Below are 15598 nucleotides of genomic sequence, written 5' to 3'. Positions count from 1 at the left end.
TTAGCTGTATGACCAGACGTGCACGTCCGACTGACGAGCCCTTAGGGGCTGGCGACGAGCACACATTCCCTCGCACTTCCCCAAGCAGCACTCGCCCCCTACGGCGCGTGAGCGATTAGACTTGCCAGTTGCCAGATAACGAGACTGCCATGGCCGGGCTGATTCCCCAGAGTTTCATTGACGACCTGATCAACCGCCTCGACATCGTCGACGTGGTGAGTTCGCGTGTCCAGCTGAAAAAAACCGGCAAGAATTACTCCGCCTGCTGCCCGTTCCACAAAGAAAAAACCCCGTCCTTCACGGTCAGCCCCGACAAGCAGTTCTACTACTGCTTCGGCTGTGGCGCCGGTGGCAACGCCTTGGGCTTTGTCATGGACCACGACAACCTGGACTTTCCCCAGGCCGTCGAGGAACTGGCCCGCGCCGCCGGCATGGAAGTGCCCCGCGAGCAAGGCCGCCGCGACCAGAAGCCGCGCCAGCCCACTGACTCGCCACTGTACCCGTTACTGGACGCCGCCTCGGAGTTCTACCGCCAGGCCCTGCGCAGTCACCCGTCCCGCAAGGCAGCGGTGGACTACCTCAAGGGGCGCGGCCTGTCCGGGGAAATTGCCCGCGACTTCGGCCTGGGCTTTGCCCCACCCGGCTGGGACAACCTGCTCAAGCACCTGGGTGCCGACACCCTGCAGCAGAAGGTGATGATCGATGCCGGCCTGCTGATCGAGAACGCCGAGAGCGGCAAGCGCTACGACCGCTTCCGCGACCGGGTGATGTTCCCGATACGTGACAGCCGCGGGCGCATCATCGCCTTCGGTGGCCGGGTGCTCGGCGACGACAAGCCCAAGTACCTGAACTCCCCGGAAACCCCGGTGTTCCACAAGGGGCAGGAGCTGTACGGGCTGTACGAGGCGCGCAAGCACAACCGCAACCTCGACGAGATCATCGTCGTCGAGGGCTACATGGACGTCATTGCCCTGGCCCAGCAAGGCCTGCGCAATGCCGTGGCCACCCTTGGCACCGCCACCAGCGAAGAGCACCTCAAGCGCCTGTTCCGCGTGGTGCCCAGCGTGCTGTTCTGTTTTGACGGCGACCAGGCTGGGCGCAAGGCGGCCTGGCGCGCACTGGAATCGACATTGTCGAACCTGCAGGACGGCCGTCGCGCGCGCTTCCTGTTCCTGCCCGAAGGCGAAGACCCGGACAGCCTGGTGCGTGCCGAAGGTACCGACGCCTTCATGGCCCGTATCAACCAGCATTCCCAACCGCTGGCCGACTACTTCTTCGAGCAACTTGGCGTCGAAGCCGACCCGCGCTCGCTGGAAGGCAAGGCGCATATGGCGACCTTGGCCGCACCGTTGATCGAAAAGATCCCCGGCGCCAACCTGCGCCAGCTGATGCGCAACCGCCTGAAGGAAATCACCGGCCTCGACCCGCAGCAGGTCGAGCAGCTGGCGCAACAAGCGCCGGCGACCAGCAGCATGCCGGACTACGACCCTGGCTACGACTACGACGCCATGGCCAGCTACACCCCCGACTACGGCGACATGCCGCAGCACGACTATGCCCCCGTTCATCAGGAGCAGGCATGGAAACCCAACAAGGGGGGCAGCAAGAAGCCGTGGAGCGACAAACCCTGGGACAAGAACCGCAAAGGCGGCAAGCCCTGGCAGCAACGCGACGAAGCACCTCCCCGCGTGCCAGCACCGGTCGAGCCGCCCACCCTGGCCGCGCTGCGCACCCTGCTGCACCACCCACTGCTGGCAGGCAAGGTGGAAGATGCCAGCCACTTCGCCGACGAAGAACACCTGTACAGCCAGCTGCTGGTGGCGTTGATCGAAGCCGCACAGAAAAATCCTGGGCTAAGCTCAATGCAGTTGATCGCACGTTGGCATGGCACCGAACAGGGCCGCCTGCTGCGGGCCCTGGCGGAAAAGGAATGGCTTATCGTGGCCGATAACCTTGAACAACAGTTTTTCGACACTATAACTAGCTTGTCCGCCCGCCAACGCGAGCGCAGCCTGGAACAATTGCTCAGGAAGTCACGTCAAAGCGAATTGACCAGCGAGGAAAAAACCCAGCTCCTCGCCCTGCTGAGCCGAAATGTTCCCGCACAAACGCCGACCTCATCTGGCGCGTGAGGCCCATGCTCGGGTATAATCCTCGGCTTGTTTTTTGCCCGCCAAGACCTTCAGTGGATAGGGTGTTATGTCCGGAAAAGCGCAACAGCAGTCTCGTATCAAAGAGTTGATCACCCGCGGTCGTGAGCAGGGCTACCTGACTTACGCGGAGGTCAACGACCACCTGCCTGAGGATATTTCAGATCCGGAACAGGTGGAAGACATCATCCGCATGATCAACGACATGGGGATCAACGTATTCGAGAGTGCTCCGGATGCGGATGCCCTTCTGTTGGCGGAAGCCGACACCGATGAAGCCGCGGCCGAAGAAGCCGCTGCTGCATTGGCGGCAGTTGAAACCGATATCGGCCGCACGACCGACCCGGTGCGCATGTACATGCGCGAAATGGGTACTGTCGAGCTGCTGACCCGCGAAGGCGAGATCGAAATCGCCAAGCGTATCGAGGAAGGCATTCGTGAAGTCATGGGCGCAATCGCCCACTTCCCGGGCACTGTCGACTACATTCTCGGCGAATATGATCGCGTCACCACCGAGGGTGGCCGCCTGTCGGACGTTCTCAGCGGTTACATCGACCCTGACGACAACATTGCCGCGCCAACCGAAGAAGTGCCGATCCCAGGTGCCAAGGCCGCTGCGGCGAAGGAAGAGTCCGACGACGACGAAGAAGAATCCGAAAGCGGTGACGACGAGGAAGAGGCCGAGAGCGGCCCGGATCCGGTCGTCGCAGCCCAACGCTTCGGTGCGGTATCCGATCAGCTTCAGGCAACCTCCAAGGTCCTGAAGAAAAATGGTCGTAACCACAAGGAAAGCATCGAGGCCTTGCAGGCCCTGGCTGACCTGTTCATGCCGATCAAGCTGGTACCGAAGCAGTTCGAGGTACTGGTCGAGCGTGTCCGTGACGCCCTGAACCGTCTGCGACAGCAGGAACGCGCCATCATGCAGCTGTGCGTACGTGACGCCCGCATGCCGCGAGCCGACTTCCTGCGCATGTTCCCAAGCAACGAAACCGACCAGACCTGGAGCGGTGACCTGGCCAAGCGCAACACCAAGTGGGCTGCCGCCCTGGGTGAAAAGAACGCTGCCATCGTCGCTTGCCAGCAGAAGCTGATCGACCTTGAGACCGAAACCGGCCTGACCGTTGCCGAGATCAAGGAAATCAACCGTCGCATGTCGATCGGTGAAGCCAAGGCCCGCCGCGCCAAGAAAGAAATGGTCGAGGCGAACCTGCGTCTGGTGATTTCCATCGCCAAGAAGTACACCAACCGTGGCCTGCAGTTCCTCGACCTGATCCAGGAAGGCAACATCGGTCTGATGAAAGCGGTGGACAAGTTCGAATACCGTCGCGGCTACAAGTTCTCGACCTATGCCACCTGGTGGATCCGTCAGGCGATCACCCGTTCGATCGCCGACCAGGCACGCACCATCCGCATTCCGGTGCACATGATCGAGACGATCAACAAGCTCAACCGTATTTCCCGCCAGATGCTGCAGGAAATGGGTCGCGAACCGACTCCGGAAGAGCTGGGCGAGCGCATGGAAATGCCTGAGGACAAAATCCGCAAGGTACTGAAGATCGCCAAAGAGCCGATCTCCATGGAAACCCCGATCGGTGACGACGAAGATTCGCACTTGGGCGACTTCATCGAGGACTCGACCATGCAGTCCCCGATCGACGTGGCCACGGTCGAAAGCCTCAAGGAAGCCACCCGTGACGTGCTCTCGGGCCTGACTGCACGCGAAGCCAAGGTGCTGCGCATGCGTTTCGGTATCGACATGAACACCGACCACACCCTCGAAGAGGTGGGCAAGCAGTTTGACGTAACGCGTGAGCGGATCCGTCAGATCGAAGCGAAGGCGTTGCGCAAGCTGCGCCACCCGACTCGCAGCGAGCACCTGCGCTCCTTCCTCGACGAGTGATGACAAAACCCCGGCCCAGGCCGGGGTTTTTCTTTAGTGGCCCGAGACATAAAGCCCGCCTTCCGTTGCACACCAGCAGCAATGCCCGTCTACACTCGACTTCAGACCACCTGAGTGCGAGGCTGCCATGTCCTTGAAGCCGGCCATTCTGTTGCTGATCCTGATTTTATGGAACACAACGGCCGGCGCCCTGACCCTGACAGATGAGGAGAACGCCTGGCTGGCTGCCCACCCGCAGCTGAAACTGGGTGTAGACGCCTCTTGGCCACCGTTCGAGTTTCGCGACCAGGAGGGCCGGTACCAGGGATTGGCCGCCGACTACATCGCCATGATCCAGCAGCGCCTGGGCGTGACGTTCAAACCGGTCGAACCCAGCAGCTGGACCGAGGTGCTGGTGCAGGCGCGGGAAAGCCGTATCGACCTGCTGCCCGGCATCATGTCCACCCCCGAACGCCAGGGCTTCCTGGCTTTCACTCGCCCGTACCTCGACTTCCCCATTGTCATCCTCGCGCACAAAGGCGGCGCGCAACCGCGCAAGCTGGCTGACCTGTACGGCCTGAAAATTGCCGTGGTCGAGAACTACGCCCCGCACGAGTTGCTGCGTACCCACCACCCGGACCTCAACCTGGTTGCCCTACCAAACGTCAGCTCCACGCTGCAAGCCCTGGCCACCGACCAAGTGGATGCCGTGGTCGGCGACCTCGCTTCCAGTATCTGGAGCCTGCGCCAACTCAAGCTCGACGGCCTCTACGTCAGCGGCGAAACGCCCTACCGCTACCAGTTGGCGATGGCCGTTCCCCGCGACAAGAGCGTACTGGTCGGCATTCTCGACAAAGTGATGGCCGACATGAGCAGCAGCGAAATCAGCCAGATCCAGCAGCACTGGGTGGGCAATGTGGTCGACCAGCGGATGTTCTGGTCCGACCTGCTGGTGTATGGCCTGCCAACGGTGCTGTTGCTGATGGCTGTGCTGGCAGTGGTCATTCGCATCAACCGCCGGCTCAGCTCGGAAATTTCCCGGCGCATCGCCCTGGAGCAAGAACTGCGCAGCAGCGAATACCACTACCGCGGCCTGGTCGAGAGCCTGTCAGCGATCGCCTGGGAAGCCGATGCCAACGACTTCACCTACAGCTATGTTTCACCCCATGCCGAAGACCTGCTTGGCTACCCATTGAGTGACTGGCTCAGGCCCGGTTTCTGGCGCAGCATCCTGCACCCGGAGGACGCGCTCTGGGCCCAGGCCTACTGCGACAGCGAGACCGCAGCGGGGCGCGACCACAGCCTGGACTACCGGGTGATCCGGGCTGACGGTCAGCCCCTCTGGGTACGCAACATCGTCAGCATGATCGAGCACGGCCACCAGCCAGTGATGCGCGGGCTGATGATCGACATCAGCGAAACCAAGCGCACTGAGGACGCCCTGCGCCTGTCCGAACAGAAGTTCGCCTCGGTATTCCAGCAGTGCCCCGATATCTTGCTGATCGCTCGCCACAGCGATGGCTGCCTGCTGGAGGTGAACGAGGCTTTCGAAGAGCAGATCGGCCTGCCCCCAGACCAGGTCATTGGCCGCACTGCCACCGACCTTGACCTGTGGGGCGTAGAGGGCAGTGGCCCGCTCCTGCTTGAAAGGTTGCACCAAGGGGGTATCCGTAACCTGGAAATGAGCTTCCGCCGCAGCAACGGCCAACTGTTCACTGGCCTGACTTCGGCTGAAACCTTCGAACTGGACGGCACGCCCGCGCTGGTAGTGGCAGTACGCGACATCAGCCAGCTCAAGGAGACCCAGCAGCAGCTGCAAACTTCAGAAGAAAAGTTCGCAAAGGCCTTCCACGCTTCGCCCGACGGCCTGCTGCTGTCGCGCCAGAGCGACGGTTTGCTGCTGGAGGTGAACGAAGGCTTCTGCCGCCTCACCGGCTACGACCTCAACCCAACCATCGACCAGACCTCGCTGGACCTGGGTATCTGGGTCGACCTCAACGAGCGCAAACGCCTGGTCGACCAGCTAAACCGCGACGGCTTCGTGCGCGACTTCACCTGCCATATCCGCCGCAGCGACGGGCAGATCCGACTGTGCGAGCTGTCTGCCCGCCCCCTGCCGATTACCGGCGTCGACTGCATGCTGACCATCGCCCGCGACATCACCGAGCGTCACCTGATGCAAGAAAAGCTGCAGCTAGCCGCCACAGTGTTCGAGAACACTGCCGAAGGCGTGCTGATAACCGACATTGACCAGCGCATCAGTGCCGTCAACCGCGCCTTCAGCGAAATCACCGGCTACAGCGAGATCGAGGCCCTTGGCCAGACCCCGCGCCTGCTCGCCTCTGGCCAGCACGACAGCGCTTTCTATCTGGCCATGTGGCACCAGCTTACCGCCGAGGGCCACTGGCAGGGCGAAATCTACAACAAGCGCAAGAACGGCGAACTTTACCCAAGCTGGCTGACCATCAGCGCCGTGCGCAACAGCGACCGCGAGATCACCCACTTCGTGGCGGTTTTTGCAGACATCTCCAGCATCAAGCACGCCCAGGCCAAACTCGACTATCAGGCCCACCACGACCCACTGACCGGCCTGCCCAATCGCACCTTGTTCGAAAACCGGCTGCAGGGCGTACTCACCTGCGCGCAGGTGTCCAACCGCCAGGGCGCAGTGCTGTTCCTGGACCTCGACCGCTTCAAGCACATCAACGACAGCCTTGGCCACCCGGTCGGCGACCTGCTGCTCAAGGGCATCGCCCAGCGCCTGAAAGAGCAGGTACGCGACGTTGACACCGTAGCCCGCCTGGGTGGCGACGAATTCATCATTCTGCTGCCCGGCTTGCACAAGCCCAGTGACGCCAGCACTATCGCCAACAAACTACTGGCCTGCTTCAACGCACCGTTCCAGGCCGGCGAGCATGAATTTTTCACCAGCGCCAGCATCGGCATCAGCCTCTACCCACAGGATGGCACCGACGTCTCCACACTCATCCGCAACGCCGACGCCGCCATGTACCGCTCCAAAGCCAAAGGCCGCAACCGCGTCGAAGCCTACACCCGCGACCTCACCGCCCAGGCCAGCGAGCGCATCGCCCTGGAGCATGAGCTGCGCCGGGCCGTCGAACGCAACGAAATGAGCCTGTGCTTCCAGCCCAAGCTCAGCCTGAAGACCCAGAGCCTGGTAGGTGCCGAAGCGCTGATCCGCTGGAGCCACCCGACCTTTGGTGAGGTACCGCCGGAACACTTCATCCACTTGGCGGAAGAGAACGGCACCATCCTGCAGCTCGGCGACTGGGTACTGGAGCAAGCCTGCCGGCAGATGCAGGCCTGGAAGCAGCACTACGAACCCTTCGGCCCGCTGTCGATCAACCTTGCCGGCGCCCAGCTGCGCCACCCGCACCTGGCACGGCGCATCGAACAACTGCTCAAGCACCATCAGCTGAAGGCCGGTGACCTGCAGTTGGAAATCACCGAAAACTTCATCATGAGCCAGGCAGAAGAGGCCCTGGCCGTGCTGTACCAACTGAAGAAACTCGGCGTACAGCTGGCCATCGATGACTTCGGCACCGGCTATTCCTCGCTCAGCTACCTCAAGCGCCTGCCGCTGGACATTCTCAAGATCGACAAGTCGTTCATCCGCGGCCTGCCCGACGATCCACACGACGCCGCCATCGCCCGGGCGATCATTGCCTTGGGCCGCAGCATGCAGTTGACCATCATTGCCGAAGGCGTGGAGAACCAGGCCCAGCAACGTTTTCTGGCGGCCGAGGGCTGCGAGCAGATCCAGGGTTACATCGTCAGCCTCCCGCTACCCCCAGAGGAATTCGCAGCCGCGTTTCTTCGCATAGCACTATCGGATCTTTCAGATGGCACAGGTGCGAAACCCTCGTTATAATCCGCCCACTTACTGAGGGCCTATAGCTCAGTCGGTTAGAGCAGAGGACTCATAATCCTTTGGTCCACGGTTCGAGTCCGTGTGGGCCCACCAACCTTGAAGCCGCGTATTACGCGGCTTTCGGCTTTTTGGGTTTGTGGCAGCCGGATCAGTCCTATGGTCCGAAGGTACAAATTAGGTACAGTGCGGCTTCGCTTGCACGCCTTTGGAGTCCTTCAGATGGCCACAATCGTCAAAACCCCCGCCGGCACCTGGAAGGCCGTCATCCGCAAGACCGGATGGCCGACCAACGCCAAAACCTTCCGCACCAAACGCGACGCTGAGGATTGGTCACGACGTACCGAAGACGAGATGGTGCGCGGTGTGTACATCCAGCGCAACGGCTCTGAGCGCATGACGCTGGAAATAGCGCTCAAGCGCTACCTGACCGACATTACACCCACAAAGAAGCCTACGACTCAACGCGGTGAGATCTCCAAGGCTAAAAAGCTAACGGAGCATCTGGGCAAGTATTCTCTCGCAGCCCTTTCCGCTGAAACCATTGCCAACTATCGCGACAAGCGCCTTAACGAGCCAGGCCGCGCGGGCACGACCAGCAACAACACCGTTCGCCTGGAGCTGGCTCTACTGAGCCACGTTTTCACGGTCGCTATCCAGGAGTGGGGGCTCGGCCTGACGTTTAACCCCGTGTTGAATATACGCAAGCCAAGCCCCGGAGAGGGTCGCAATCGTAGGCTCTCGCCGGATGAGGAACGGCGGCTGTTCGCAGAGGTGAATCGGCACAGCAATCCAATGCTTGGGTGGATCGTTGGCATCGCTCTGGAAACTGGTATGCGCTCAGGTGAAATCGCGTCGCTACGCAGAACTCAGGTGGATACAGAGCGACGCATCGTAAGACTGGTCGACACGAAAAATGATGGTCAACGAACTGTGCCACTGAGCAAGCGAGCCACAGAGCTTTTCAGAGCCGCGATGATGAATCCAGCTCGCCCTAGCGAGTGCAACTTGGTGTTTTTCGGTGAGCCCGGTAGAGATGGAAAGCGCCGCCCCTATGCGTTCACAAAAATCTGGGGGCTGTTGGTTAAGAAGCTTCAGCTATCCGACTTTAGATTTCACGACTTGAGGCATGAGGCTGTCAGCCGCTTGGTGGAAGGTGGTCTTTCCGACCAAGAGGTATCAAGCATCAGCGGCCACAAATCGATGCAAATGTTGAAAAGATACACACATCTACGTTCCGAAGATCTAGTAGCCCGGCTGGACAACATGTCAAATAACAAAAAAGTTTAGCTAAAAAATCAAAACAGCTTAGCTAAACTCAGCACTATAGCCGCACCACACGAGGTGAGGTTCAAATTTAGCGGCTAAAACAGCTACGACTTTAAACAAGTTGAGCTAAAACAAGAACGGAGAACTATAGCTAAACCATCCCGCTGTCAAGCCAATATTCAAAAAGTTCTTTATAAATTTGCGCTAGGTGTCATAGGATATCCGAAATTAAGCGGAGGACACCTAGCATGACCACTGAAGAATATATACGCGACTTATTCTCTGGGGCTCCACTCTTGTCCCTCGAACAGCTTGCGGAGGTGCTACACAGAAGCAAGGATGGCTTGAGGATCAGTCTGAGTGGCGACAATGAGGTATCGAGAAAATTCCTCCCCTGTAAGGTGAGAATTGGCAGGAGGATTTATTTCAGAACCGCAGATGTAGCCAAGGTGCTTGAGCAGGGCTGACGAAGATGTCTATATCCCTAGTTGTAAAAAGAAAGGTATCCAGCCATTTCACAATCATCCCTAACGATGTAATAAGCGACTCAAACCTGAGTTGGAAATCGTTGGGCCTACTTGTGAAATTACTATCACTACCTCCAGGCTACCCATACCTGACGGTGGAATCGCTATCTAAGAAAAACGGCACTGGTACAGCCGCAACCAGGAGCGGATTACAGGAGTTGGAGGACGCAGGCTACTTGAGTATCAAGCGCACCCATGACTCCCGAGGCCGATTCGAAAAAACGGTATGGCATATATCTGACGAGCCCAATAGCCAAGCCTCCGCTGCACCATATTGCGATAACCCGAACATGGATAAACCGCACACGGAGCAGCCGCACCTGGGGAAACAAGCACATATAAATACTAACAAAGCAATAAAACCAAGAAATAAGAAAACTACTACGTCCCTCGACGATGTACCGGTAGCCGATGGTCCGCCGCTGCGGTTGACGGCATTGGTATCAGCTGAAACGAGAAGCCAAATTTTCAAGGCGCTGGAGCAGGTTGCTCCCGTTGACCACCAACGCATGCTGGACGAACTGTCGGCTGCGATCAAAGCGGGATCTATCAAAACCACAGCAGTCCGGTGGTTTCACCGAATCATCAAGCGATATCGAGATGGCAGCTACAACTTCAAGGACCGAGCACCTGCGGGGAAACCTAGGCGTGACGATAACGCACCTCAATTTACCTCGACAGACAACCCGGAAATAGGCCCGTCAAGTGTCAAGAACGAGAACCGGTCGACCGTAGGAAAGGAGTACTTGAAGAAGTTAAGGACAAATAGGTCTAGCTCTGGCACATCACCAGTCCGAATTTTGACAAATGAGAAACCAAGCGCTAGCTCTGAGATTTAGTCATCCATGAGGTTGAGATGAAACCCCTTACCATACGGATCGCGGAACGAGTAATCGCGACCTACCCTCCTTCAGACCCGAGTACCAATTTGGCCAAGTTCATCTTGCTACGCGAGGAAATTCTGCAAGCGATTGAAGGTGGTTGGTCCTTACTAGGGATCTGGAAGACTTTGCATGATGAAGGATCTATCGACTTTGGCTATCAAGCTTTTCGTCGTTACGCCAGGAAATTACTACCTAAAAACTGCGGTGTTCAATAGCTATTGAACACCGTTGCTTAGCCGAACAATCGTTGCCCTAGAGTTCAAAACCCGATCATTTCCTTTATTTAAGCGATCAGCTAATAATTAAACGCTGTAGCATACATGTTGCACGCCTGAGTTCACTACTGACGCTCATTTCAGCTACACGAATATTCAGGGCAAGACAGGTGAAGTTAGCTAACCGATAAGTCGGTTAGCTAACTTCACGTTGGCGTATTCGCGCCTACGGCGCTCAATGCTGTTTTGCTCTGTGAAGCGGTAGCTGCAGCAACGCTGACAACGGAAGGTCAGTTGAAGCGCACCAATGAGCGAAAGAAATGCATTCGAAAAATTTGGAGAAACCTCTTCGGTCGCTCACATTTGCCAAGGAAGAGGCATTCTGAAAACCTGATCGCGTCCCTCCACAACGCTAAAACCTGCAAAAATATTGACTGGTCCACGATCAACACTTCACTAGCCATGCCCAGATGTTTAGAAGCATTTTCGGACACATGGCAAGCCGGCTTCACCCATCAGCGGTACGATGGCAGACGGCCGCCCCCATTAGGCTCCAACACATTCGAGAGTCGAGAGAGCACGGCTCATCTAGCGTTCACAGCAGAGGTTAGGTCGTCCATAAGCCATGGACAAAAGCCCTACCCCTCTTGAGTCAGCGCGATCAATTCGCCATCATCAGCGACGGAAAAGTATGGGGATCTCGACACACCTGGTCGGGCATACCCGATAACACCATCCAGACGATCTAGGCAAGGAAGGCAATGAACAACGGCCCCCGGCTGTACCCATTTCGCGACAGCCTAGTTTGGCTGAGTTCGAAGACGCGAGTGATCGACCGACTCAGGTCTCCACGGGTCAAACGCCAGATAAGTCAGCCACAGGTACGCCGGCCCACCTCCTGCTGTGTCGGACAAGCGAGCCTGTCGCCGCCTAGACAGAGTCACGTCCTACCTCAACGGACAGGCCAACAATCTGCTCCACTAACCTTGAGGACCTGGGTGCGCAAAAGGAATATGAGTGATTGGCTCTCAAGCAGCGAGCGCAGGTACAGTGGAGACAGGTACAAGATCCACTATATTACAGAGCGAACAAGCAGGCGAAATATATTCAAATTGAATTGAATATGCCAATCCATCAATTAAAGCTGAGCGCCATTAGAAATGCAAAAAAAGACCACATCGTTCCGGCCTAAAGCAAGAATAATGGAGCTGCTTGGCGAGCAGCTTATTAAGAATCATACCCTAGCACTTTTCGAACTAGTTAAAAACTCATATGACGCAGATGCCTCCGAAGTCAATCTAAACCTTGTGAACATAGATAAAGACAACGGCACAATAATAGTAAAAGATGATGGCTACGGAATGAGTTTTCAGACTGTAACAGAGGTCTGGATGGAGCCGGCGCACGGCCACAAATTAGAAAAAAGAATTAAAGGCATAAGAACTGAAAAAGGACGATTACAAGTAGGAGAAAAAGGAGTTGGACGGTTTGCTGTTCACAGGCTTGGCACGAAGATATTGATGGTAACACGAGCTCAAGGCCAACCTGAAGTAGTTGTCGATATAGACTGGGAGAGTTTCTCCAAATCCGAATATCTAGATCAAGCCAAGATAGATATTTATGAAAGACCACCAGAGGTCTTCATGGAACGCAGCACCGGCACATATATAAAAATCTCCAACCTTAAACAAACCTGGAAGCGCGGCGACATCAGAAGACTTTACAGATCAGTAAAGGCTATGACTCCTGCACCCCTAGAAGTAGAAGGTAACGAGAGAAAAAAAGAAGATGGATTCGAAGTAAACTTCAAGGTCATACCTGAGAAAGATTGGTTAACAGACTTGTTCGACCCTGTACTCGCAGAAAGCCAGAGCCTGTTTAGTTTTGACTTTGAACTATCAAACAGCGGCCTTAGCTATACTTACAAGTACACTCCTTATTCCGCTATAGTTGCCGACTATAAAGACATCGTGACTGGCAGGGAGACTCCAATTGACCTTGCCTCTTTCGAGTTCTTCCGCTTCCGACATCCTGAGGACGGCGAAAACTGGAAGGAACGAAAGAAGAGGCCATACAAACCAGATCTTTATAGAACGTCCCCACCAGATAATCCAGGTTTGGAAATAGGCACCCTCAAAGGCCGAATTATTGGGTTCGACTTCGACAAAGAAATCCTTCGCTACATTAAAGATGAAGCCGGAGGACTAGAAGATTACGTAAAACAACAAGGCGGAATAAAAGTTTATAGAGATGGACTCCGGGTATACAACTACGGCGAGCCGGGTGACGACTGGCTTGGACTCGACCATCGGAGGATTCAAGGTCCCACAAGAAAATTTGGTAGCAAACAGATAATTGGCGAGCTACATCTTGAGCTAGACGGAAGTCCGGGACTACAGGAAAAGACAAATCGTGAAGGCTTCGTTGAGAATAATGCCTACAACGAACTTGTATACGCGATGATCTGTATCGTTTCTCAATTTGAAGCAGAAAGAAATAAAGACAAACGAAAACTGAAGGATGCTCTCAACACATCTCCCGGAACGCCGCACGGGAAGAAAAAAGAGAGCATTGAAGAAATACTGAATGAGCTAGAGCAAACGGTATTAAAGAACAAAGAACTAGACCAACAGATAGGACAGTTGGTAAGGGGTGTTGGCAAAAGCTATAGAGAAACAAGAGACGTAATGCTTTCAGCCGCTGGAGCTGGACTTGGGTTGGTCACTGTATTCCACGAGCTGGAGCGTGGCGTAAAAGGGCTTAACTCGAGTATCGCAGACGGAGCACCATTAGATCAACTGAAGCAAATGTCTAACGAGCTAGTCTCTATTCTGCAGGGGGCCATGTACATGGTCAGCAATAAACGAATGGAGGAAATGAGCGCATCGAGCCTCGTACAATATGCCCTACTGACACAACAGAGAAGATTTAAACGACATAAGATTACTTTCTTAGATGGCTTCAAAAATTCTCCTCATCTAGACTTCAAAATTAAAGGCATGAGAAGAATGCTCACCTCGGCCCTGGTGAACATAATAGATAATGCCATATATTGGCTCGACGAAGTAGAGACCGAACGCTGCATATGGATTTCTCCATCTGCTGAGCTTGAGGCTCCATCGATAATCATTGCTGATAATGGACCCGGCTTCATTGATGAACCTATAGATTTAGTACAGCCATTTCATACCCGAAAACCGGCAGGAATGGGGATCGGCCTCTATTACGCAGACATGGTGATGAAGTCTCACGCAGGGCGGCTTTCGTTCCCAAACACAGATGCAGTCGACAGGCCAAAAGTAATAACTGGAGCCTGTGTCGGCCTAGTATTCAACAAGGAAGCTTAAAGTGCTCAATACCGGTCACGCGCTAGTCATCGACGACAAATACGATGACGGCATGCTTATATGCACTAGACTAATCGACAGCTTAGTTCCGTGTTATTTTTTTCAATATGATGAAAAGAAGCTGATCGAGCATCAACATCAAGATAAGCCTAAAATCAATGGAGTTAGGATTATTTTTCAAGACTTGGCTCTCACATCTCCAGGCGAGCCAAGCAAGACAGATTATGATGCCGCCGTAGCCACAATCGAAGCAGTAGTATCTGAGCACAACGGCCCATGGCTTCTTGTAACTTGGTCCACCTGGGCCGGAGCGGAAAACAATCTCGGCACAACTAAAGCCGAAGAGATTTTCAACCATCTGCGTGAAGAGCTTCCCGCCGGGCTAAAACCATTTTCATATGTAGTACTAGATACCAAACCACAGTATAGCAAAGCCGGTTTACATGGCGACGTACAGAAGGTTGCCGATATAAAACCTGAGCTCCTCCAGGAGCTTTCCCAGCATATCAGTCAAAAAACAAACATTTATCCAGCGACAACGGCCCTAATAAACTGGGAGTTTGAAGTCTTCCGAGCAGTTTCAGAAACAGTTTCAGAGATCACGAGCTTCATTAAACCCGGCGCCAACTTTGATTCAGACCTGGGAAGTATTTTACGCGAGATGGCCCTCGCTGAAATTGGGAAGAATGTCCACCCTGAAAATTTCTCGAAGGGCTTAAAAGATATTTTATCCTCAGTGCTGAGAGACAAAATAAAGGACACCAACAGCGGAATTGAAAATTTTGAAGAGCTTGATGCAGAAAAAATAGTAAGACTGGAAAACTGGAAAGCAAAAACAAATAGAATCATCCATTTAGAGCTCTCCACACCCTCTCCAGCATTGCCTCCTGGCAGTATCGTAGATATATCACAACACTTTAATCTACTGCCTAGTGACATAGGCACAACCGACGAGCTAAACAGCTTTATTAGAGCAAACTTCTTCATGTTTGGCCGAGAAGAAAAAAAGCCAAAGAAAAATGAAGTTAGCAGCAACTGCACTGTCGTTGCCCTAGATATCACCCCGCCCTGCGATCACGCACAAATCAAGTCAACATGGAACAAGTATTTGGTCGGGGTTTTAGTTCCTGAACAATACATAGATTACTGCAAACTCATAGACAAGGAAACCGGCCAGAGAACCAATAAACTACTCGGCGATTACCTTGTATGCCTACCCGAGATGATGAATTCCGACGGAGGCAAATACTTTTTCACCTTCAACGCCCGACTGACATTTTCGATAGATACAAAGAAAGCCAATGAAATATTTGCAGAGTGCTATAAAGGACGGCTTAGAGAACAGATACTGGGTGATATAACAAGCTGGTTAATTCGCCAAACAACGCGACCTGGAATTGTTGAACTCAGATAAAAGAAGCCCCTATCAAAGGGGCTT

8 protein-coding genes and 1 tRNA gene are annotated in these 15598 nt (G+C 54.9%); all 9 read left to right on the top strand.

Annotated elements, in window-relative coordinates; genetic code table 11:
- The first annotated feature begins 149 nt into the window (after nt 1-149).
- The 9 genes from dnaG (at nt 150) to FQ668_RS01210 (ending at nt 15574) form a co-directional block, all read left to right on the top strand.
- Entirely contained in the window at nt 150-2132 is a 1983-nt protein-coding gene (dnaG, locus tag FQ668_RS01245; protein WP_010951735.1) for a DNA primase, read from the top strand.
- A gap of 67 nt (nt 2133-2199) precedes the next feature.
- Nucleotides 2200-4050: an RNA polymerase sigma factor RpoD gene (gene rpoD, locus FQ668_RS01240; RefSeq protein WP_003255578.1), complete on the top strand. Its 1851-nt coding sequence runs from the start codon at nt 2200-2202 to the stop codon at nt 4048-4050.
- A 127-nt stretch (nt 4051-4177) separates the two neighbouring features.
- Entirely contained in the window at nt 4178-7921 is a 3744-nt protein-coding gene (locus FQ668_RS01235; protein ID WP_014589437.1) for a bifunctional diguanylate cyclase/phosphodiesterase, read from the top strand.
- Between the two features lie 16 nt (nt 7922-7937).
- Nucleotides 7938-8014 (top strand) — tRNA-Ile (locus FQ668_RS01230).
- Between the two features lie 126 nt (nt 8015-8140).
- Nucleotides 8141-9208, top strand: coding sequence for a site-specific integrase (locus tag FQ668_RS01225; RefSeq protein WP_144179850.1), 1068 nt, complete (start codon nt 8141-8143; stop codon nt 9206-9208).
- A 227-nt stretch (nt 9209-9435) separates the two neighbouring features.
- Nucleotides 9436-9654, top strand: a complete 219-nt coding sequence (locus tag FQ668_RS01220; RefSeq protein WP_028633554.1) for a hypothetical protein — start codon at nt 9436-9438, stop codon at nt 9652-9654.
- A gap of 916 nt (nt 9655-10570) precedes the next feature.
- Complete coding sequence (locus FQ668_RS29175; RefSeq protein ID WP_369333824.1) at nt 10571-10813, top strand: TraK family protein; 243 nt, start codon at nt 10571-10573, stop codon at nt 10811-10813.
- Nucleotides 10814-11973: 1160 nt separating this feature from the next.
- Nucleotides 11974-14160 (top strand): sensor histidine kinase, encoded by a 2187-nt coding sequence (locus FQ668_RS01215; protein ID WP_144179849.1) that lies wholly within the window; start codon nt 11974-11976, stop codon nt 14158-14160.
- 1 nt (nt 14161) lies between these two features.
- Nucleotides 14162-15574 carry a hypothetical protein gene (locus FQ668_RS01210; protein ID WP_110745864.1) on the top strand — a complete coding sequence of 471 codons (1413 nt, stop codon included), beginning with the start codon at nt 14162-14164 and terminating at the stop codon, nt 15572-15574.
- Nucleotides 15575-15598: the final 24 nt, after the last annotated feature.

This window comes from Pseudomonas sp. Kh14, assembly GCF_900291005.1.
Classification (GTDB): Bacteria; Pseudomonadota; Gammaproteobacteria; order Pseudomonadales; family Pseudomonadaceae; genus Aquipseudomonas; species Aquipseudomonas alloputida.
Note: the sequence above shows the minus strand (reverse complement) of the source record. Positions and strands in the feature narration are given on the sequence as shown.

What these genes read in the sequence shown, in the direction of transcription:
- dnaG (WP_010951735.1), top strand. Translation starts at nt 150, where the DNA reads ATGGCCGGGCTGATTCCCCAGAGTTTCATTGACGACCTGATCAACCGC.
- rpoD (WP_003255578.1), top strand. Translation starts at nt 2,200, where the DNA reads ATGTCCGGAAAAGCGCAACAGCAGTCTCGTATCAAAGAGTTGATCACC.
- FQ668_RS01235 (WP_014589437.1), top strand. Translation starts at nt 4,178, where the DNA reads ATGTCCTTGAAGCCGGCCATTCTGTTGCTGATCCTGATTTTATGGAAC.
- FQ668_RS01225 (WP_144179850.1), top strand. Translation starts at nt 8,141, where the DNA reads ATGGCCACAATCGTCAAAACCCCCGCCGGCACCTGGAAGGCCGTCATC.
- FQ668_RS01220 (WP_028633554.1), top strand. Translation starts at nt 9,436, where the DNA reads ATGACCACTGAAGAATATATACGCGACTTATTCTCTGGGGCTCCACTC.
- FQ668_RS29175 (WP_369333824.1), top strand. Translation starts at nt 10,571, where the DNA reads ATGAAACCCCTTACCATACGGATCGCGGAACGAGTAATCGCGACCTAC.
- FQ668_RS01215 (WP_144179849.1), top strand. Translation starts at nt 11,974, where the DNA reads ATGCAAAAAAAGACCACATCGTTCCGGCCTAAAGCAAGAATAATGGAG.